At 72.5% G+C, this 19,836-nt stretch carries 16 protein-coding genes; 6 read left to right on the top strand and 10 right to left on the bottom strand.

Annotated features, from left to right (window positions below; all coding sequences use genetic code 11):
• Together DMB42_RS43320 and DMB42_RS43315 are read left to right on the top strand one after the other, a co-directional pair.
• Window positions 1–335, top strand: a 335-nt coding sequence (locus DMB42_RS43320; RefSeq protein ID WP_125645369.1) for an aldehyde dehydrogenase family protein, incomplete at its 5' end; no start/stop codon positions are given.
• Between the two features lie 73 nt (window positions 336–408).
• Window positions 409–1,947: a serine/threonine-protein kinase gene (locus DMB42_RS43315; RefSeq protein ID WP_125645367.1), complete on the top strand. Its 1,539-nt coding sequence runs from the start codon at window positions 409–411 to the stop codon at window positions 1,945–1,947.
• 81 nt (window positions 1,948–2,028) lie between these two features.
• On the opposite strand, the gene DMB42_RS43310 is transcribed toward DMB42_RS43315, so the two are convergent.
• On the bottom strand, window positions 2,029–3,387 hold the full coding sequence (locus DMB42_RS43310) for a cell wall metabolism sensor histidine kinase WalK (RefSeq protein ID WP_260478288.1): 1,359 nt from the start codon (window positions 3,385–3,387) through the stop codon (window positions 2,029–2,031).
• 99 nt (window positions 3,388–3,486) lie between these two features.
• Window positions 3,487–5,934: a pyruvate dehydrogenase (acetyl-transferring), homodimeric type gene (aceE, locus tag DMB42_RS43305; RefSeq protein WP_125645365.1), complete on the bottom strand. Its 2,448-nt coding sequence runs from the start codon at window positions 5,932–5,934 to the stop codon at window positions 3,487–3,489.
• 18 nt (window positions 5,935–5,952) lie between these two features.
• Between aceE and DMB42_RS43300 the strand changes: the two genes are divergently transcribed.
• Window positions 5,953–6,588 (top strand): GntR family transcriptional regulator, encoded by a 636-nt coding sequence (locus DMB42_RS43300; RefSeq protein WP_185845167.1) that lies wholly within the window; start codon window positions 5,953–5,955, stop codon window positions 6,586–6,588.
• A gap of 152 nt (window positions 6,589–6,740) precedes the next feature.
• Window positions 6,741–6,953, top strand: a complete 213-nt coding sequence (locus DMB42_RS43295; protein WP_125645361.1) for a hypothetical protein — start codon at window positions 6,741–6,743, stop codon at window positions 6,951–6,953.
• Between the two features lie 54 nt (window positions 6,954–7,007).
• Here DMB42_RS43295 and DMB42_RS43290 read toward each other — a convergent pair whose 3' ends face one another.
• From DMB42_RS43290 to DMB42_RS43255, 8 genes are all read right to left on the bottom strand, one after another.
• The gene (locus tag DMB42_RS43290) at window positions 7,008–8,390 is read right to left on the bottom strand and encodes a DHA2 family efflux MFS transporter permease subunit (RefSeq protein WP_125645359.1); all 1,383 of its coding nucleotides are present in this window, start codon (window positions 8,388–8,390) and stop codon (window positions 7,008–7,010) included.
• Window position 8,391: 1 nt separating this feature from the next.
• Window positions 8,392–10,017 carry an AMP-binding protein gene (locus DMB42_RS43285; protein WP_125645357.1) on the bottom strand — a complete coding sequence of 542 codons (1,626 nt, stop codon included), beginning with the start codon at window positions 10,015–10,017 and terminating at the stop codon, window positions 8,392–8,394.
• Between the two features lie 37 nt (window positions 10,018–10,054).
• A complete protein-coding gene (locus DMB42_RS43280) occupies window positions 10,055–10,894 on the bottom strand; it encodes a family 3 encapsulin nanocompartment shell protein (RefSeq protein ID WP_125645355.1) in 840 nt (279 codons plus the stop codon).
• 9 nt (window positions 10,895–10,903) lie between these two features.
• Complete coding sequence (locus DMB42_RS43275; protein WP_125645353.1) at window positions 10,904–11,626, bottom strand: sulfotransferase family protein; 723 nt, start codon at window positions 11,624–11,626, stop codon at window positions 10,904–10,906.
• The gene (locus DMB42_RS43270; RefSeq protein WP_125645351.1) at window positions 11,623–12,606 is read right to left on the bottom strand and encodes an aldo/keto reductase; all 984 of its coding nucleotides are present in this window, start codon (window positions 12,604–12,606) and stop codon (window positions 11,623–11,625) included. The genes DMB42_RS43275 and DMB42_RS43270 overlap by 4 nt, the downstream gene beginning before the upstream one ends.
• A 16-nt stretch (window positions 12,607–12,622) precedes the next feature.
• Entirely contained in the window at window positions 12,623–15,661 is a 3,039-nt protein-coding gene (locus DMB42_RS43265; RefSeq protein ID WP_125645349.1) for an amino acid adenylation domain-containing protein, read from the bottom strand.
• A 70-nt stretch (window positions 15,662–15,731) separates the two neighbouring features.
• Window positions 15,732–16,838, bottom strand: a complete 1,107-nt coding sequence (locus tag DMB42_RS43260) for an FAD-binding oxidoreductase (RefSeq protein ID WP_185845166.1) — start codon at window positions 16,836–16,838, stop codon at window positions 15,732–15,734.
• A 228-nt stretch (window positions 16,839–17,066) separates the two neighbouring features.
• On the bottom strand, window positions 17,067–17,558 hold the full coding sequence (locus tag DMB42_RS43255; protein ID WP_260478286.1) for an FAD-dependent monooxygenase: 492 nt from the start codon (window positions 17,556–17,558) through the stop codon (window positions 17,067–17,069).
• Between the two features lie 102 nt (window positions 17,559–17,660).
• On the opposite strand from DMB42_RS43255, the gene DMB42_RS43250 reads away from it, so the two are divergent.
• Both DMB42_RS43250 and DMB42_RS43245 read left to right on the top strand, forming a co-directional pair.
• Window positions 17,661–17,963, top strand: a complete 303-nt coding sequence (locus DMB42_RS43250) for a 4a-hydroxytetrahydrobiopterin dehydratase (RefSeq protein ID WP_185845165.1) — start codon at window positions 17,661–17,663, stop codon at window positions 17,961–17,963.
• Window positions 17,964–18,133: 170 nt separating this feature from the next.
• Window positions 18,134–19,831 carry an MFS transporter gene (locus tag DMB42_RS43245; protein ID WP_312024802.1) on the top strand — a complete coding sequence of 566 codons (1,698 nt, stop codon included), beginning with the start codon at window positions 18,134–18,136 and terminating at the stop codon, window positions 19,829–19,831.
• Window positions 19,832–19,836: the final 5 nt, after the last annotated feature.

Genomic DNA, 19,836 nt, shown 5'->3' with positions numbered 1-19,836 from the left:
TGTTGTCGGTGGTGCGGGTGTCCTCCTACGAGGAGGGTCTGCGGGTGATCAACGAGGGTGTGTACGGCAACGGCACGGCCATCTTCACCAACGACGGGGGCGCCGCGCGGCGTTTCCAGCACGAGGTTGAGGTCGGGATGGTCGGGATCAACGTGCCGATCCCGGTGCCGATGGCGTTCTACAGCTTCGGGGGGTGGAAGTCGTCGTTGTTCGGCGACACGCATGTGCACGGCAGTGAGGGTGTGCATTTCTACACGCGGGGGAAGGTGGTGACCTCGCGCTGGCTGGATCCCTCGCACGGCGGGGTGAACCTCGGCTTCCCCACGAACGGATAGCCCCACCCGCCGTCGAGCAGGTCCGTGAGGTGGGCGTTGCATGAGGGCGGGGTGATCGGGTAGGCCTGGCGGCATGTCACTTTCGCACTGTGCGGGCTGGTTGCTGGCGGGACGCTACCGGCTGCTGTCCGAGCTGGGCCAGGGTGGCATGGGCCGGGTCTGGAGGGCGCACGACGAGCTGCTCGACCGGCCGGTCGCGGTCAAGGAGGTCACCCTCGGGCACGCGATGGGCGACGAGCGGGAGCGGCTGCTCGGGCGTACGATGCGGGAGGCCCGGCTGGCCGCCCGGCTGACCCACCCGCACATCGCCGCCGTCTACGACGTGGTGGTGGCCGACGAGCGGCCGTGGATCGTGTTGCAACTCGTGCCCTCGCGCAGCCTCGCCGACGTGATCGCCGAACGCGGGCCGCTGTCCGCGCCCGAGACCGCGCGCATCGGGTTGCAGGTCCTTGAGGCGCTGAGCGCGGCGCACGCCGACGGCATCGTGCACCGCGACGTCAAACCCGGGAACATCCTGCTGAACGGTGACCGCCACGCCCTGGTCACCGACTTCGGCCTGGCCACCACCCTGGACGACCAGGCCCACCTCACCCAGTCGGGCATGGTGGTCGGCACACCGGCGTACATCGCCCCCGAACGCCTGCGCGGCGGCCCGGCCAGCCCGCAGGCCGACCTGTGGTCGCTCGGCGCGGCCCTGTACGCGGCCGTCGAAGGCCACTCGCCCTTCCCGCACAGCGGCCATCTGGCGGCCCTGACCGCGGTGCTGACCTCCCGGCCGGCCCCCTTCCACCGGGCCGGGCCGCTCGCGCCGGTCATCGCCGGGCTGTTGGAGAAGGACCCCGCGCGCCGGATCGACGGCGACGAAGCCCGGCGGCGCCTGACCCGGGTGGCCGCCCTGTACGACGAGAAGCCCTGCGACACCGCCGCCGTCCCCGTGGCCGCCGCCCTTCCCCGGACCGGCGATCTCTTCCCGCCGACCCTCAGCCCCGATCCGGAACACCCCGGCCGACGGCCCCTCGGACAGGCCCAGGAGGACCGGACGCCTCACGACCAGGGGGCACGGGGGCCGGGGCGTGCGAGTGAGGGGCGGGCGCGGGAGGGGCGTTCCGGGGGCAGGACCGTCGAGTGGGGCCGGGCGATGCGCGGCGGCGTTCACGGGCTGGCCCGGGGGCTTCGTGAGCATCGGCAGTTGTTGCCGTTCTCGGTGTCGATCCCGCAGCCCATCAGGCCGCAGCGGTGGCGGCAGGTCACCGCCCTGGCCGCGCTGATCACCAGCGTGCTCGTCACCACCTCCTGGACCGGCGACGACGCCCCCGCCCCCCGTACGCCCGCCTATGCCGACCCCGCGCCCGACCAGGTCGCCGAGCACGAGGGCGACCTGCACCCCGTCGCCGTGTCGCGCGACCGTACCCCTGACCGGGCCTCCGGAAGCGCCGACGAGAATGCCCGCGAGAGTGCCCGCCGCCTGCCTGTCCAGCCCTCCGCCCGGCCCCGCGCCGTGGTCGGCGCCGAGGTGGGCAAGGGCAGGAAGGTCGGCCTCAAGGGGGCCGACACCAAGCACGGCAAGGGCCTCGGCCGCGGCAAGGGCAACGGCCAGACCAAGCACAACTAGCGCCCAGCCCCTACCTCCGGCCACCGCGCTCGGCAACCCGCGCTTGGCCCCCACCCCCGGCGTCGGCGCTCCGGGGGGTGATCAAGGGAGGGGGAGACGTAGGACGAAGCGGGCGCCCTTGGGGGAGTCCTCGATGGTGAGCGTGCCGTCGTGCGCGGTCGCGATCTCGCGGGCGATCGACAACCCGAGGCCGGTGCCGCCGGCGTCGCGGTTGCGGGAGTCGTCGAGGCGGGTGAAGCGCTGGAAGACGACCTCGCGCTGGTCCGGCTCGATGCCCCCGCCGTCGTCCAGCACCTCCAGTACGGCCTGCCCGTCCTCCTCCCGGACCGTCACGACCACCCGCGTCTCGGCGTGCCGCTCGGCGTTGTCCAGCAGGTTCGTCAGCAGGCGGGTGAGCTGCAGCCGGTCGCCCATGACGACCACGCCCTCCTGCGGGTCGGTGACCACGCGCTTGGTACGGGCCCTGGTGGTCTCGGCGACGACCACGCCGTCCAGGTCCACCCGCTCGTGGTCGCTCGGGGCGCCGGCGTCCAGCCTGGTCAGGGCGAGCAGGTCGGTGACGATGGCCTGCAACCGGTCGAGGCTGGCCAGCACGTGGGTGCTGGTCTCGGCCCAGTCGGTCTCCTCAGGGTGCAGCATCGCCTCCTCGACCTGCGCGCGCATGGCGGTGATCGGGCTGCGCAGGTCGTGCGACGCGTCGCCGGCGAATCTTCGTTGCTGCTCCATCGCGGCCTCCTGGCGGGCCCGCGCGGTCTCCAGCCGTTCCAGGGTCCGGTTGGCGGTCTCGGCCAGGGCCCTGATCTCGTCGTCGGTGTCCGGTACGGGCACGCGCAGCCCTCCGCCGTCGGCGGTGATCTCGGCGAGCCTCCTGGTGATGCTGCTGACCGGCGCGAGCGTCCTGGCCACGACCCGCGACACCCCGAACCACGTCAGCGCGACCAGCAGCGCCGACACCCCGGCCTGGAACAACATCACCTGCGGGCTGACGAACCAGGGAACCGCCGGGTCGAAGGCGTAGATGATCCAGGTGCCCTCCGGCTGGAACGCGCGCAGAGCGACCACGAGCTCGCACCGGCCGGGGAAGGCGGGCAGGTCGCAGCTCTTGCTGACGTAGTTGGCCTGGTCCTGCTGCGGCAGGCGGTCCGTCTGGCGGGGCGCGGCGGTCAGGTTCGGCGTCCAGGAGACGGCCCGCCCGAGGGGGTCGACCACCTGGATGCCGTCGAGCCCGCCGTCCTCCAGTACGCGGGGAAGCTGGTTGCGCTTGACCATGAGGAGCACGCGCAGGGCCTTCCCGGACACCTCGCCGGCGCGCACGTCGGTGATGTCGTCGTGGATGCCGAACAACACGAAGCCGCTGACGACGATGTTCAGCAGCAACATGGTGATGCCGGCGAGCAGTGCCAGCCGCGTGCGCAGCGATCGGCGCAACCGTGTTCTCACCCGTCTCCCCCCGGAATCAGAAGAACACGGTTGGGGCACCAGGCCCTAACTTAGGGAGATTCCTCGATAAATACGGTTACGCCGGGACGAGTCGCCCTGCTACTTCTCCACCGCCTTCAGCACGGCGTCCGCGATCGACCGCGGGTCGACCCCGAAGTGCCCGCGTACGGCCTCCCGCGTGTCGGAGAGCCCGAACCCGTCGGTGCCGAGAGAGGTCCACGGCCGGTCGATCCACGGGCTGATCTGGTCGGGCACCGCCCGCATCCAGTCGCTGACCGCGATCACCGGCCCATCCGTCCCGGCCAGCGCCTGCCGCAGGTACGGCACCCCGTCCGTGGACATGGCCTCGCGCCGCAGCTCGCTCCACGAGGTGACCGACCAGACGTCCACGCCGACCCCGTACTCGTCGGCGAGCAGCCGCTGGGCCTCCAGCGCCCAGTGGATGGCGGTGCCGCTGGCCAGCAGGTGCGCCGCGCCGCCGCCGGCGGAGTAGCGGTAGATGCCCTTGAGGATGCCCTCCTCGACACCCTCGGGCATCGCGGGCTGGGGCAGCGGCTCGTTGTAGAGGGTGAGGTAGTAGAACACGTCCTCGCCTACCTCGCCGTACATGCGCCTGAGCCCGTCGCGGACGATGACGCCGACCTCGTAGGCGAAGGCCGGGTCGTAGGCCAGGCAGGCGGGGTTGGCGGAGGCCAGGAGCTGGGAGTGGCCGTCGGCGTGCTGGAGGCCCTCACCGGTCATCGTGGTGCGGCCGGCCGTCTCGCCGATCAGGAATCCGCGGCCGAGCTGGTCGGCCAGGGCCCACATCTGGTCGCCGGTCCGCTGCCAGCCGAACATCGAGTAGAAGATGTAGAACGGGATCATCGGCTCGCCGTGGGTGGCGTAGCTGCTGGCCGCCGCGGTGAAGGAGGCCATCGACCCGGCCTCGGTGATGCCCTCGATGAGGATCTGCCCGTCCACCGCCTCCTTGTACGACAGCAGCAGCTCCCGGTCGACGGCCTCGTACCGCTGGCCGAGCGGCGAGTAGATCTTCGCCGTCGGGAACAGCGACTCCATGCCGAACGTCCTGGCCTCGTCGGGCACGATCGGCACCCAGCGCCGCCCGGTCTCCGGCTCCTTCATCAGGTCCTTGACCAGCCGGACGAACGCCATCGTGGTGGCCACCGGCTGCGTCGAGCCCTTCGCCAGGGCCGCGAACGGCCGCGCGCCGGCCACGGGCAGCGGCCGGCGGGCGACCGTGCGGCGGGGGATCGGGCCGCCCAGCTCCTCGCGGCGCTCGGCGACGTACCGGGCCTCGGGCGAGCCGGCCCCCGGGTGCGCGTACGGCGGCAGCTCCCCGGCCAGCGCCGAGTCGGGCACGGGCAGCCCGAGCCGGTCGCGCATGACGCGGAACTCGTCGAGGGTGAGCTTCTTCATCTGGTGGTTGGCGTTGCGCGCCTCGATGCCCGCCCCGAGCGTCCAGCCCTTGACCGTCTGGACGAGGACCACGGTGGGCCCGCCCCGATGCCGGAGCGCCCGCTGGTAGGCGGCGTAGACCTTGCGCGGCTCGTGCCCGGCCCGCGAGCCGCCGACGACGCGCCGCAGGTCCTCGTCGGAGTACGGCACGTCGAGCCCCTGGAACAGGTGCTCCCTGATGTAGGCCCCGCTGGATGCGGCGAACGTCTGGAACTGGCCGTCGGGCACCTCGCCGAGCCTGGCCACCAGCTCGTCGGAGCCGAGCAGCGGGTCCCACTCCGCGCCCCAGAGCGCCTTGACGACGTTCCAGCCCGCGCCCCGGAAGACGCTCTCCAGCTCCTGGACGATGCGGGTGTTGCCGCGTACCGGGCCGTCGAGGCGCTGCAGGTTACAGTTGATCACGAAGGTGAGGTTGTCCAGCCCCTCCCTGGCGGCCAGCGTCAGCGCCGCCGTCGACTCCGGCTCGTCCATCTCGCCGTCGCCGAGGAAGGCCCAGACATGGCTGTGCGAGGTGTCCTTGATGCCGCGGTTGTGCAGGTAGCGGTTGAAGCGCGCCTGGTAGACCGCGTTGAGCGGGCCGATGCCCATCGACACGGTCGGGAACTGCCAGAAGCCGGACATCGCCCTGGGGTGCGGGTAGGACGGCAGGCCGCCCAGGGTCTCGCGCCGGAACAGGTCGAGCTGCTCCTCGCTCAGGCGCCCTTCGAGGAACGCCCGCGCGTAGATGCCGGGGGAGGCGTGCCCCTGGAAGAAGACCTGGTCGTCGGCACCGTGGAAGAAGTGGTTGAAACCGACCTCGTACAGCCAGGCGGCGGAGGCGTAGGTGGCCAGGTGGCCGCCGAGGTTCAGCTTGCTGCCCCGGCTGACCATGACGGCGGCGTTCCACCGGTCGTAGGCCGCGATGCGTTCTTCGAGCTCCAGGTCGCCCGGGTAGGCGGGCTCCTCGGCGGTGGGGACCGTGTTGAGATAGCGCGTGCTCGTGGCGAGCCGTCTCAGCAGGTATTCGACCCGATCGGGACCGGCCGCCCGGCGGACGGCCTCAAGCGATTCGAGCCATTCGGCGGTCTCCTGAGGATCCAGATCTTTCTCCATGTTTCCATTAAACACCATATGATCGATCATCCGATGAAAGGATTATCTGTGGAGCCCGTGGTCCGGTCGCCGTTGCGCGAAGAGATCAGGAAAGTGCTGCTCGACGGCCTGATCAGCGGCCGCTGGGAGCCCGGCGAGCGCATCGTCGAACGCCGCCTGGCCGCCGAGCTCCAGGTGAGCCAGGCCCCCGTACGCGAGGCGCTGCGCGAGCTGGAAACCCTCAGGCTGGTCGAGTCCGCGCCCAACAAGGGCGCCCGCGTACGCGGCTTCACCCCCGACGACCTGCGCGAGGTCTACCAGGTACGCGCCGGTCTCGAGGAGACCGCCACCCGTCTCGGCCGTCCCTCCGCGGCGGCGCTGCGCGCCCACGTGGCCCGCCTGCACGCGGCCGCCGCCGCCGGGTCGCTGGAGGACCAGGTGCGCCACGGTGTCGCCTTCCACCGCGAGATCGTGGCGGCCTCCGGCAACGCGCTGCTGGTGTCGGTGTGGGAGTCGCTCGGCGTCGAGGTGTGGACGCACGTGTCGATCCGGCTGTTCAGGATGCGGCCCCACGAGAACGCGGCCGACCACGAACCCCTGGTCGAGGCGTTCGACCGGGACGACCCGGGCGTCGGCCGCCTGCTGCACGATCACGTCCTCGCCTACGCCCCCTGAGGGCGTGACGGCCTGGCGAGGAGCATTGCCTCCAAGGCCGATATGACGGTCATCGCGAGAAGGAAACCGATATCTCGGCAGGTGGGTTTGGTCGAGAAGCGCAGCGGAAACCATGAGTAGCGGTTCAGTAGCTGTCCGTGATTGGAGTTCTCATGCGTCGTCCCGTCCTTACTCTCCTCGCCGCGGCCGCTGCCGCCGCGCTGGTCGTGGTGCCGGGCGCCGCCGCCCAGGCCGCCGACCAGGAGTTCATCACCGTCGCCCAGTGTGTCCACACGGGTGGAGAGGCCATCCCCGACTGGCTGAGCCCGACCGCGCGCTCCTGCCTCGGCGGCCGCTACGACGGTTACCCGGTCTGGCCCCGCTAGACGGCCGCGCGGGCCCGTCCCCGGGAAGGGGACGGGCCCGCGCGCGTACGGTCCTCAGGCCCGCTGCGCGGCCGACTCGGCCCGCGGGGCGCGCAGGCCGGCGGCGGCGACGGCGACCAGGGCGCAGATGCCCACCATCGTCAGCCACACCCCCTGGTACGCCCCGACCACCCCGAGCCGGTCGCCCGACAACACCAGCACCAGCGCCGAGACGCCGATGACCGCCCCGCAGGCCCGGGAGGTGACCGACAGGGCGGTGCCGGTGGCCAGCCGCGCGGGCGGGATCTCGGCCACGGCCGCCCCGCTCAGCGACGTGATCAGCACCGCCACCCCGACCCCCGCCAGCACCACCGCGGGCAGCACCACCGTCAGGTACGCCCGCCCCCCACCCGCCGCGAACGCCAGGTACGACGTGGCGAAGGCCAGCAACGCCACCCCGCACAACGCCAGGGCACGATGACCGGTCCTGGCGGCCAGCCGTCCGGCGAGCGGCGCGGCCAGCACCTGGGCCAGCGCCCCCGGCGTGACGGCGAGCCCCGCCGCGGCCACCGAGTATCCCCAGATCCCGGTCAGGAACAGGATGTTGGCCAGCGGCAGCGCGAACATCACCAGCCCGACCAGGAACATCGCCAGGTTGGCCCGCTGGGTGCCGCGCGCCCGCAGCGCCCCGAGGTCCACGATCGGCGCGGGATGCGTACGCGCCCGCCGTACGAACAGCACGGCCACGACGACGCCGGCGGCCAGCGCCGCGATCGTGCCGGGGCCGACCGGCCCCCAGGCGTCGCTCTGCACGATCGCCAGCGAGGGCAGCCCGATGGCCCCGACCAGCAGGAACAGCCCGGCGATGTCCGGCAGCCTGGACGCCGCCGCCTCCGGCTCCCGCCGGGGCACGACCCGCCAGGCGCCCGCCAGCACGGCCAGCCCCACCGGCAGGTGCAGGAAGAACACCGTCCGCCAGTCCCATACGCCGACGAGCATGCCGCCCAGCGACGGCCCCGACGCCGTCGCCACCGACTGCGCCGCGCTCCACAACCCGATCGCCGTGCCCCGGCGCTCCGGCGGGTAGTACGGCAGGATCAGCGCGAGCGTCAGCGGCGTGATCACCCCGCCGCCCACGCCCTGCACGACCCGGGCCGCGATCAGCGTCCCCGCCGACGGCGCGACCGCGCACAGGGCGGCGCCGACCACGAACACCGCCAGCCCGGTCAGGAACACCCGCCGCGCGCCGAACCGGTCGGCCAGCCCGCCCGCCGGCGGCAGCGCCGCGGTGAACACGATCGCGTAGCCGTTGAACACCCACGACAGCTCGGGCAGGCTGCTGCCCGGGAAGCTGCGCAGGATGTCGGGGAAGGCGATGTTCGCCAGTTGCACGTCGATCGCCCCGAGGAAGGCGCTCCCGCACAGGACGGCCAGCGGGAGCGCCCGTGAACCGGCCACCTCAGCCCGACGCCGCGCCGAACCGCTCCCGCAGCTCGACCTTGCGGATCTTGCCGGTGACGGTCCGCGGCATCTCCTCGACCAGCTCCAGGCGCTCGGGCCAGAACCAGTCGTTCACGCCGGCGTCCTTGAGGTAGGTCCGCAGGTCCTCCAGCGTGGGGGGCTCGCCCGACGGCGTGACGACCGCGCACACCTGCTCGACCAGCGCCGGGTCCGGGATGCCGATGAGGGCGATGTCGCGGATCGCGGGATGGCGGCCGAGCAGCGCCTCGATGTCGCTGACCGGCAGCTTGAGGCACATGTTGGCGATGATGACGTCCTTGGTCCTGCCGGAGATGCGCACGCCGCCGTAGCCGTCGTCGCGGGCCAGGTCGCCGGTGTCGAACCAGCCGTCCGGGGTGATGGATTTGGCGTAGATCTCGTCGCGCAGGTAGTAGCCGAGACACTGGGCCGCGCCGCGGACCTGGAGTGCGCCGATCTCGCCGGTCTCGACCGGCTTGTTGTCCTCGTCGACGATGCGCACCTCCATGCCGGAGATGACGGTGCCGTCGCTCTCGCCGGCGCGCTCGGGCGGGTCCTGCGGGCGGGTCATGGTGACGCCGCCGTTCTCGGTCATGCCCCACAGCGCGTACACGCGTACGCCCAGCGTCTCGGTGACCCGCTCCACCAGGTGCGGCGGGACGGGGGCCGAGCCGGAGACGAAGATGCTCAGGGCCGGGAGCTCGCGCGGGCGGGCCGCCTGCTCCTCGCTGATCTCCCGGGCGAACGGCGGCGAGCCGTAGTACATGGTGACGTCGTGGTCGGACATCAGGTCGAGGTAGACGCCGGCGTCCCAGGCGTCGGCCGTGACCGCGGTGCCGCCCAGCGTCAGCGCCGTCAGGTACGCCATCACCAGGCCCACGTAGTGCATCGAGGTCTGGGCGGTCATGATGACCAGGTTGTCGTCCAGCCCGAACGCCTCGCCGTAGCCCCTGATGTCGGCGTACAGGGTGTTCTGGCTGTGCAGCGCGCCCTTGGGCTCGCCGGTCGTGCCCGAGGTGAACAGGATGAGGAACGGGTCGTCCGGGCCCAGCTCGCGGCCCTCGAGGTCGGCCGGGTCGCCCGGCTCCGGGACGAGCAGGTGCTCGTCGAAGTCGAGGGACCCGGGCGGGCCGTCACCGCCGACGACGATCACGTGCTCCAGGCTCGGGATCTCCCGCGCCAGGGTCATCCCGGTCTCGGCGGTGTCCACGTGGCCGATCCGGCTGGTGGTGACGAACAACTTCGCCTCGGTCAGCCGGATCATGAAGTCCAGCTCGCGGTGCCGGTAGATGGGCATCTGGGGGGCGATGCGCGCGCCGATCCGCATGCACGCCAGCGTGAGGGGCAGCGTCTCCCTGCGGTTGGGGAGCTGGATGGCGATGAAGTCGCCCGGCCGCACGCCCAGCCTGACCAGGCCGTGCGCGATGCGGTCGGTCATCCGGTCCAGCTCCGCGTACGTGACCACGTCGGTGACACCGTCGGCGACGCGCCGACTGATGAGTGCTGATTTGTCGGGAAACGCAACTATGTTGCGGCGTAAGTCGTCCAGAAAGGTTTCGCTGCGCCACCAACCATTGCGCCGGTATTCCTGGCTCGGGTCCGACATGGTCACCGCCTTTCGTCGTTCTCGTTCTACTCGATTGCTAGGAAGTGGAAAATGCCTTCTTTTCCCCTGAAGGGGTGACCAGGTAGAACAGACCCGGCAGATGCACCGCGACCCCCTCGTACACCTCCGCGCAGACGGCCACGCCGGGCCGGGCGAACGTGCCGGGCGGCGGCTCGGCCACCCGGATCACCGAGCGGCGCGCGTCCAGCAGCCTGGCCGCCACGGAGATGTCGCCGACCAGGGCGTCCCCCGGGGCCACCCACCGGTTGCGGCTGACCTTCATGCCGTTGCCCTCGGCCAGCTCGGCCAGCAGCCCGCCCCGGCCCACCAGCCGGTGGTAGTAGTCGCGCGGGTTCACGATCATCGCGTGCGGGGTCGCACCCGACTGCTCGACCTCGTCGCAGGCCGACAGGATGCCGTGGACATAGTCCTCGTACGGCAGGCGGGCGATCTCCGGGTGGCCGAGCAACGCCGTGGTCAGGGCCAGGTTCTCGGCCGTGGCCAGGCGTACCAGGAGGCGGTAGTCGAGGAAGGTGGCCAGCGCGTCCGGGTCGGTGGCCAGGCCGTCGGGGAGCTGCACCCACGCCTGGATCGGATGCACCTTGGCCTCCGACATGCCGAACCGGAAGGCCGCCTCGCGGCGCACGTCCGAGTCGCGCACCGTCCGGCGCTCCTCCTCGCCGGGGGGCGACTCGGTCCAGAACCGGGCCCTGTCACCCTCGACCGGGATGACCCTGAGCAGGTTGCGCACGGTCAGCCTGGGCCGGTCCTTGGTCGGCTCGTGCGCCTCGGTGATGGTGTAGTCGAAGGTCACTTCCGCGTGGTCGGGGTCGTCGGCGTAGGCCCGCGCGAACAGCCGGCCCGGTGACTCTGACATGGATGCTCCCTATTCGTACTGGACGAGCCGCTGGTAGAAGGGGAGATGGTGGTCGTAGAAGGCCCGCAGGGCCGCATGGTTGTCGACGGTCGCGGGATAGCTGTTGCGGCGCTCCTCGAACCCGGCGCTGCCGCTCGCGTCCAGGTGCCAGCGGCGGGTGCGCCGCCACTCCGGCCGGTCCCCGGCGGCCCAGGTGAGGGAGCCGGGCAGGAAGGGCAGCCCGGTGTAGGCGCAGAACTCCTCGACGACCGCCGCGGGCTCCCGTACCAGCCGCTCGGTACGGATCACCAGGGGCCGCCGGCCCGTCGCCTCCCGTACCAGCTCGAACAGCCGGAACAGCCGCTCGTAGCCGATCTCCGCGCAGGTCACCGCCGGTTTGATCGCGTAGTGCGAGGCGATGGTCGGCCTCGGGTCGCGCACGATGAACGTGTGGGCGAACCCCGCCAGGTCCTCCGGATGCTTGAACAGGTGCGGGTACTCGTAGTCGAGCACCTCCTTGACGAACACCGGCCGCGCCCGCGCCAGCTCCGCCAGCCGGACCAGCAGGTCCTTCTCCGACCGGGCCGTCACCTGGCCGCCGTCCGGCGACGGCAGCGTCAGCGAGCCCTCCTCGGTCAGCGCCAGGAACGGCTCGTGCAGGACGGCCACGTCGCCCCGCTCGATCATCATGCGCAGGAACGCCGTCGAGGCCGAGCGCGAGTGCGCCCACATGGCGACCAGCGGCTGGCTCACCCCGACCACCACGCGGGCACCCGGTCCCAGCGGTGCCGCCGCAGCTCGCGCAGCAGGTCCGGGTCGAGCGGCCGCCCGTCGGAGACGCCGAGGTTGGCCCGTACGTGCGCGGGCCTGCGCATCCCCGGGATCACCGTGCTGACCGCCGGGTGCTGCAACACGAACCGCAGCGCGACCTCCGGGAGCGAGAGCCCCTCCGGCAGGGCCGCCTTCAGCCGTTCGGCCCGCTCGACGCTCGGCGGCAGGTTCTCCGGCCCGAAGTACGTGCTGCGCCAGTCCTCGGCCGGCCACGTGCTGCCGGCGGTCAGGGTGCCGGTGAGCGTGCCCTCGTCGAACGGGACACGGGCGATGATGCCCACGCCCTCACGCAGCGCCCGGTCGAACAGCTCGTCCTCGGGCGCCTGGTCGAAGATGTTGTAGATGACCTGGATGACGTCGATCAGGCCGGTGTCGAGCGCGGCGAGGCAGTTGGCCGGCTCCCACCGGTTGACGCTGATGCCGACCGCGTCGATCACGCCCTCGCGCTTGAGGTCGGTGATCGCCTCCTGCCACCGCTCGTCGCGGGCCCAGCGGTCCTCCCAGGTGTGGAACTGCATGAGGTCGATGCGCGAGACGCCGAGATTGTCCAGGCTGCGGTGGGTGTACTCGCGGATGTGCTCTGCGGGGTAGGCGTCGTCGAGGGTGTCGTCCGGTCCCGGGGGCCATTCGCGGTTCTTCGGGGGGATCTTGGTGGCGACGTGGAGCCGCCGGCCGGGGTGGCGGCGCAGCAGCGCGCCGAGCAGCTGCTCGCTGACGCCCCGGCCGTAGACCCAGGCGGTGTCGAAGAAGGTGCAGCCCAGTTCGACGGCCTCGTCAAGGCATTGGGGCGCGACATCGTAGTCCCAGCCGGTGAAGCCGCCGGGGCCGCCGCCGATGCCCCACATGCCGTATCCGACCTCGCTGACCTCCCAGCCGAGGTTTCCCATCTTGCGGTAGCGCATTCCTGACCTTTCCTGATCAACCGGCGGGCACCCGCTGCCCGGCCGTGCCCGCCAGCCGGGCGTGGTAGGCGGCGATCGGGCCGTCGAGGGTGCCCTCGCCGAGCCGCCATCGCTGTTCGAGCCTGTGGCACTCGTCCTTGCGGAACAGGGCGGGGTTGTCGGTCAGCAGCCCGCCGAACGCCCGGCGCAGCTCCTCCTCGTCCCCCGCGGCGGGCAGCAGCGAGGCGAGCGTGATCAGCTCGCGGTCGCCGCCCGCCCGGCCGGTCTCCCGGACGAGCCGCGCGAAGTCGCCGCACGGGATCGGCGTGACCGGTACGCCCGCCCGCGCCGGCACGTCGTCGAAGCTGACGCTCTCGGCGCGGAAGACGTGCAGCGTACGGCCCCAGACCTCGGGATCGGACACGGCCGCCGCGACCCGCGAGGCGACGTAGTCGACCGGCGTGTAGTCCGTGCGCGTGGGGACGTCGGGACGCACGCCCAGCCGCAGGAACGCCGAGAGCAGCAGGTGGGTGAAGGCGACCGGGTTGGGGTAGCCGTTGTCGGCGCTCGGCATGACCTCGCCGAGCCGCAGCACGGTCACCAGCGCGCCCCGGCGCCGGGCCTCGGCCAGGTAGCGTTCGGCGATCCACTTGGACCGGCTGTAGCCGCCGCCCGGCGGCGTGGCCAGCGCCGGGTCGCAGTCCTCCGGCACGCGCTCGCCCCTGTGGAGCGCCTCCGCCTGCAGAGCGCCGAGCGTCGAGACGTAGTGCAGCGGCACGGGATGGTGGGCCATCGCCAGCCGCACCAGCTCGATCGTGCCGCGCACGTTGGCCTGGCGGTGGGCGCGGTAGTCGAACAGGAAGTTCACCATGGCGCCGTTGTGCAGCACCAGGTCGCAGGCTCGGGCCAGGTGCTCCCAGGTGGAGCCGTCCAGCCCGAGGCCGGGTAAGGCCAGGTCGCCCGCGTAGCCCTCCAGGCGGTCGGCGAAGCGCGGCTCCCACAACCCCCGCTCGGTGAGCGCGCCGACGACCCGGGCGGTGGCCGCCTCGTCGTCGGCCGCCCGTACCAGGCAGCACACCCGCAGCCCGCCGCGGTCCAGCAGCTCGTGCACCAGACGGCTGCCGACGAACCCGGTGGCCCCGGTGACCAGCACCGTACGCAGCCGTTCCGGCCTGGACGCCTGCCGGATGGGCTCCCCGTCGGGCACCGCGGAGTCGCGCGCCATCAGCACGGACTCCTCCTCGATGGCGTCGTGGTCGCGGCGGCGGCGCTCGATCAGCAGGGTCAGCGCGGCGGCGGTCGGATGGTCGTACAGGTCCTTGACGTCCACCCGTACGCCGGTCTCGGCGGTGATCATGTGGACGACGGACAGGGCCTGGATGGAGTCGCCGCCCGACTCGGCGAAGTGCGTCTCCGCCGTGAGCCCCGGCCAGCCCAGCGCCGAGCGCATCGCCCGGAGCACCTGGTCGGACAGGCAGGCGGTCGGCGCGCTCTCGGCCAGCAGCGCGGAGTCCTCGCTGAGCCTGCCGTCCAGGATCTCCTGGAGCCGCCCGCGGTCCACCTTGCCGTTGTCGTGCAGCGGCATCTCGGCCAGCGGGAAGAAGTAGCGGGGCACGCTGGTCCTGGGCAGGGTACGGCGCAGCTCCGCGGCCAGCGCGTCCGCGGTCAGTCCCCTGCCGGAGGCGAACAGCGCCAGCGCCTTCACGCCCGCCTGCTCGGCCACCAGCACCTCGGCCTGGAGCACGCCGGGGCAGCGCCGCGCCGCCGCGGCGATCTCGCCCAGCTCGATCCGCACGCCGTGGATCTTGACCTGGAAGTCCTTGCGGCCGGAGAAGAACAGGCGGCCCTCGTCGTCCAGGTGGCCGAGGTCGCCGGTGAGGTAGAGGCGCTCGCCGGGGATCTGATCCGGGAACGGGTTGCCGACGAACGCCCTGGCCGTGGCGGCGGGGTCGGCCAGGTAGCCGACCCCCAGGCAGACGCCGCCGATCGCGATCTCGCCGGTCGTGCCGGGCGGCACCGGACGCAGGTCGTCGTCCACCACGACCGCGTAGCAGTTGTCGATCGGGCGGCCCAGCGGGACGGCGTCGCCGTCGGCCGCGGACACCCGGTGGAAGACCATCCCGATGGACGCCTCGGTCGGGCCGTAGCCGTTGGTGATGCCGAGTCCGGGCAGCAGGGCCATCAGGCGGTGCACCGCCCGCGGGCTGACCGCCTCGCTGCCGACGACGAGCCGCCGCAGGGACGACAACCCGCGCAGGGCGGCGGGGTCGGCGGCCACGATGGCGACCAGGGCGTTGAAGACGCTGGAGACGAAGTCGGCGGTGGTGATGCCGTACCGGGCGATCAGGTCGATGGTGTGCCGCAGGTTGAGGAAGTCGCCCTGCACGGGCAGCACGGTGCGCCCGCCCGTGGTCAGCGGCCAGAAGAGCTGCCACAGCGCGGAGTCGGAGGTGTGCCTGCTGTTCTGCAGCACGACGTCGTCGCCGGTCGCGCCGAAGTAGCGGGTCATGAAGCGCAGCCGGTTGGCCAGGCCGCCGTGGCGGTTCATCGCGCACTTGGGGGTGCCGGTCGTGCCGGAGGTGAAGTAGCCGTACGCCAGGTCGTCCGGGCCGACGTCGACCGCCGGGCGGTGAGAGGTCGGGACGATCGCGTCGATCCCGACGGTGACGGCCCGGTGGGCCGCCTCCGGCGGCAGCCGCTCGCCGCCCGCGCACAGGACGGGCCCGTCCGGCAGCACGCCGAGCGTGTCACGTACGCGCTCGACCGGCCAGGACGGGTCGAGCGGCACGAACGCCGCGCCCAGCTTCATCAGCGCCAGGTACGCGACCGGCAGCTCCAGCGAGTTGACCAGCAGGGCCGCGACCACGTCGCCCTTGCCCACGCCGTGCCCGGCCAGTGTCGCCGCCAGGCCGTTGACCAGGTCGTCCAGTTGCCCGTACGTGAGTGTCCTGCCGTCATAGGTGACCGCCGGCCGCTCGGGGCTCCGGTCGGTCTGCTCCTCGATCATCGCCGGGACGCTGCGGAACGGACCGAAGTCGACCGCCCGGCCGGTGAAGCCGCGGGTGTTGCCGGTCATTTCCACCTCTCTGTCAGGAATGTACGAACGGCGACCGGTCCCCTTGCCTCACACGCCCCCGTCGCCTTCCTCATAGGCGTTCCAAGTCGTTCCAGAGCCGGCCCGGCGCGTACGCCGGGTCGGCGGCCCCGCTCACTGCCGCCGCGGCGGCGATCCGGCCGGCGGCGGGGGACGTCTGGACCCCGTGGCCGCCGAGCGCGGCCAGCCAGACGAACCCGGGAGCGCCGGGGTCGGGCCCGATCACCGGCGTCCCGTCGGCCACCACGCTGCGCAGCCCCGCCCAGGCGTGCCGGACGCTGCGGATGGTCAGCGTCGTGGCCTCCTCGACGCGCCGTACGCCGACGGCGACGTCCAGGTCGTCGGGGCGGGCGTCGCAGGGCGGGACGGGCGTCGCGTCGGCGGGGGAGACGAGCAGCCGGCCGGACTCGGGCTTGAAGTAGTAGGTGTCGGCCACGTCGGTGACCATCGGCCAGGACGCGGCGTCCGTACCGGCGGGCGGGTCCACCAGGAACGCGGTCCTGCGCAGCGGACGCAGCCCCACCGGGCCTGCCCCCGCCAGCCCGGCCACCTCGTCGGCCCACGCGCCGGCCGCGTTGACCACGGTCGGCGCGGCGTGCTCGCCCGCGTCGGTGACCGCCCGCCAGACGCCGCCGGTCCGTGACAGCGCGCGCACCCGCGCCGAGGTGACCACCTGGCCGCCCCGGGCCCGGATGCCGCGCAGGAAGCCCTGGTGGAGGGCGTCCACGTCGATGTCCATGGCGCCCGGTTTCAGCATCGCCCGGCCGATCCGGTCCGGGCGCAGGACCGGGCAGTGTGTCAGGGCCTCGGCGGCGTCGATCTCCACGGCCGGCGCCGGGGCCCGCCGCCCTTCGGCCAGCACCTCGTCGAACAGCCCCTCCCCGCCGGGCGGGCACAGCGCCAGCACCCCGCCCGGGGTCAGCAGCGGGGTGGAGGCGAAGCCCGGCGGGGGCGCGGCGAGGAAGGCCCTGCTCGCGGTCGTGAGAGCCCGGACGGGAGGGTTGCCGAAGTACTCCGAGAACAGGGCCGCCGACCGTCCGGTCGAGTGGTGGCCGGGGACCCGCTCGGCTTCGAGCAGGGTCACGGTGCCGGACTCGGCGAGGAAGAAGCCCGCGCAGGCGCCCGCGACACCGCCCCCGACAATGAGAAAATCTCTCACGTCCGTAAACTGATCACATTTCCCACTGTTTCGGCAAACAGTTTGTACGTCCTGACATAAATGACTTGCCCGAAATGCCCGGTAAGTCAGGACGTAAATGCTTTAATTCAAGCATTTATATAAATGATCTTGTGATTCCGGGCCTGTCACGGCCTCGGCGGCGGTGGGCGGGCGTCGCGGCGAGGTCAACCCCTATGTCAGAGGCGGCGCAGGCGTGCGCTCCGAGTGTCAGATGCGGTCGCTGAGCGCGCGCAGCAGGCGGGCGAAACCCAGCGTCGCCAGGCGGGGCGGGGCGGTGCCGTTCAGCCGCATCAGGGGCTCGCTCTGCATCGGCGATCTCGGGCCCGACACCGCGATCATGTTCGAGGCGACCGTCGAGGCCAGCGCCGCCCGCCGCCGGCGCCTGGCCGAGTACGCGTCCAGGCCCTGCCAGATCGCCGCGCCCGTCGTCGCCGCCGGGCCGTCGCCCAGCACGAGGGCGCGCACCCGCGAGCGGACGCCGTCCGCCCCGATCAGGAAGTCCGCCTCGTACTCCGTGCCCGCCCGGGTCCGTACGCGGACGCCGTCGCGGTCGGCCTCCAGGTCCTCCACCTGCGCGCCGAACCGTACGGCGCCCTCCGGGAGGCCGCCGGCCAGGAGGCTGATCAGCGAGCCGCGCGGGATCACCCGGGGCGCCGAGCCGAAGCGGGCGGTCAGGAGTTCCAGGTCGATCTCCGCCACCCGGCGGCCACGGGCCGTACGCAGGGATAGAGGTAGATGGCGGGTGTGAAGCGGCCGATCGGTGGTAGCCGAGCGTCGGGGAACGACGACTTTGGGGGGATCATGACCGAGCGGCTGACCGACGAGGAGATCGACACCGCCCTGGCCGCGCTGGAGGGCTGGCGCCGGGACGGCCACGTCCTGCTCAAGGACGTGCCGATCACGCCCGACAACTACGGCTGGCTGAGCGAGGCGGTGCACAACGAGGGCGCCTCGCTGGGTCACCAGGCCGGGATCGAGCGTACGGGGGAGGGCATCCGGTTCCGGCTCTCGACGCCGAGCGCGGGCGGGGTCACCGCGCGCGACGTCGAGCTCGCCGCCCACATCGACCAGGTCCTCGACGGCGGCGCCCTCGACCGCGGCTGACCCGCGCCCCCGGCACCCTGCGCCTCTCCGGACAAATGCCTCCTCGCGGGCGGGTTCGGTATGCATGATGCACAGGTTGTGCAGGTGCCACATCCTGTGTAGGGTGCATTCGGACAATAGGGGGATTAATGGTGCATTCCGCGCCCAGTGCACGTTCCGGTGGCGGGATCGTGAGCGTGCTCGCGGTGGCCGGCATCGTCGGCTCGCTCATGCAGACGCTGGTGGTGCCGCTGATCGGCGAGCTGCCGCGGATGTTGCACGCCAGCGCCGCCGACACGTCGTGGGTGATCACCGTGACGCTCCTGGTCGGCGCGGTCGCCACCCCCGTGGTCGGCAAGCTCGGCGACCTCTACGGCAAGCGCACCATGATGCTCGTCTGCGCCCTGCCGCTCATCGCCGGGTCCGTGGTGTGCGCGCTGTCCGGCTCCCTGATCCCGATGATCGCCGGACGCGGCCTCCAGGGCCTGGGCGTCGGCATGATCCCGCTCGGCGTCAGCGCGCTGCGCGACCTGCTGCCGCCCCAGCGCGTCGGCCCGGCCATCGCGCTGATGAGCTCGTCCATGGGGATCGGCGGCGCGCTCGGGTTGCCGATCTCGGCCGCGGTCGCCGAGTACGCCGACTGGCGGGTGCTGTTCTGGGGCTCGGCCGCGCTGAGCGTGCTGGTCGCGGTGCTGATCTGGCTGCTGGTCCCGGCCACGCCCGCCAACGCCGGGGGCCGCCTCGACCTCGTCGGCGCGATCGGCCTGGGCGCGGCGCTGGTCTGCCTGCTGCTGGGCGTGTCGAAGGGCGCCGACTGGGGCTGGTCGAGCGGCACCACGCTCGGGCTGCTCGGCGGCGCGGTGGTGCTCGCCCTGCTGTGGGCGCTGTGGGAGCTGCGCGTCCGCCACCCCCTGGTGGACCTGCGCACCACTGCCCGCCCGCAGGTGCTGCTCACCAACGTGGCCTCGATCCTCGTCGGCTTCGCCATGTACGCCCAGTCGCTGGTCCTCATGCAGATCCTCCAGCTCCCCGTGGCGCTCGGCTACGGCCTGGGCCAGTCGATGCTGGCCGCGGGACTCTGGATGGCGCCGTCCGGGCTGATGATGATGGCCGTCTCCTCGCTCGGCGCCCGCCTGTCGGCCGCCCGCGGACCCAAGACCAGCCTGTTCGTCGGCGCGCTGGTCATCGCGGCCGGCTACGGCGCCGCGCTCGGCTTGATGGACTGGAGCTGGGGCCTGATGATCGCGGGCTGCGTCGGCAGCGCCGGGGTCGGCCTGGCGTACGGGGCCATGCCCGCCCTGATCATGGGTGCGGTCCCGAGGACCGAGACCGCCTCCGCCAACAGCTTCAACACCCTGATGCGCTCCATCGGCACCTCGGTCTGCGCCGCGGTGATCGGCGTCGTCCTGGCCCAGCTCACCGTGACGGTCGGCGGCCACACGCTGCCGTCGGAGACGGGCTTCCGCACCGCCCTGCTGATCGGCTGCGGCGTCGCGCTGGCCGCCGCGCTGGTCACCCTGACGCTGCCCAAGCCCCGTCCCGCCACCGCCCCGTCCCCGACCCCCGCCCAAACCCCGGCCCAACCCCTCACTGAGACTCCCGCCCCCGCCCCGGTCACGGTCGCCCGCTCGGACGAGGCCGCCCGGCCGCCGCTCCAGGCGCTCGTCCAGGCGGACGCCCTCGGCCCCTGGGAGGACGCGTTCCGCTCCCATGAACCCGAGGGTCACCACCACCCGACCCCGGCCGAGGCCGGCGTGCTCTCCCTGGAGGAGCGGGCCGAACTGCTCTGGCTGCGCCGCGAGAACGCCGAGCTGCGCCGCGAACTGGACGTGCTCATGCGAGGCGCCGGCGTGTGGCTCAAGAACCTGGCCGACGACAGAACGCCCTGACCAGC

The sequence above is a fragment of the Nonomuraea sp. WAC 01424 genome (genome assembly GCF_003947315.1).
In the GTDB taxonomy this organism is placed as follows: domain Bacteria; phylum Actinomycetota; class Actinomycetes; order Streptosporangiales; family Streptosporangiaceae; genus Nonomuraea; species Nonomuraea spiralis.
The sequence above is the reverse complement of the archived record's forward strand: the minus strand, read 5'-3'. Positions and strand labels throughout refer to the sequence as shown.

Bases quoted from the DNA above. Each gene is read 5' to 3' on its own strand.
- DMB42_RS43295 (WP_125645361.1), top strand. From the start codon at position 6,741: ATGCGTCGTCCCGTCCTTACTCTCCTCGCCGCGGCCGCTGCCGCCGCG.
- aceE (WP_125645365.1), bottom strand. From the start codon at position 5,934: ATGGAGAAAGATCTGGATCCTCAGGAGACCGCCGAATGGCTCGAATCG.
- DMB42_RS43285 (WP_125645357.1), bottom strand. From the start codon at position 10,017: ATGTCGGACCCGAGCCAGGAATACCGGCGCAATGGTTGGTGGCGCAGC.
- DMB42_RS43265 (WP_125645349.1), bottom strand. From the start codon at position 15,661: ATGACCGGCAACACCCGCGGCTTCACCGGCCGGGCGGTCGACTTCGGT.
- DMB42_RS43300 (WP_185845167.1), top strand. From the start codon at position 5,953: ATGATCGATCATCCGATGAAAGGATTATCTGTGGAGCCCGTGGTCCGG.
- DMB42_RS43315 (WP_125645367.1), top strand. From the start codon at position 409: ATGTCACTTTCGCACTGTGCGGGCTGGTTGCTGGCGGGACGCTACCGG.
- DMB42_RS43250 (WP_185845165.1), top strand. From the start codon at position 17,661: ATGACCGAGCGGCTGACCGACGAGGAGATCGACACCGCCCTGGCCGCG.
- DMB42_RS43280 (WP_125645355.1), bottom strand. From the start codon at position 10,894: ATGTCAGAGTCACCGGGCCGGCTGTTCGCGCGGGCCTACGCCGACGAC.
- DMB42_RS43270 (WP_125645351.1), bottom strand. From the start codon at position 12,606: ATGCGCTACCGCAAGATGGGAAACCTCGGCTGGGAGGTCAGCGAGGTC.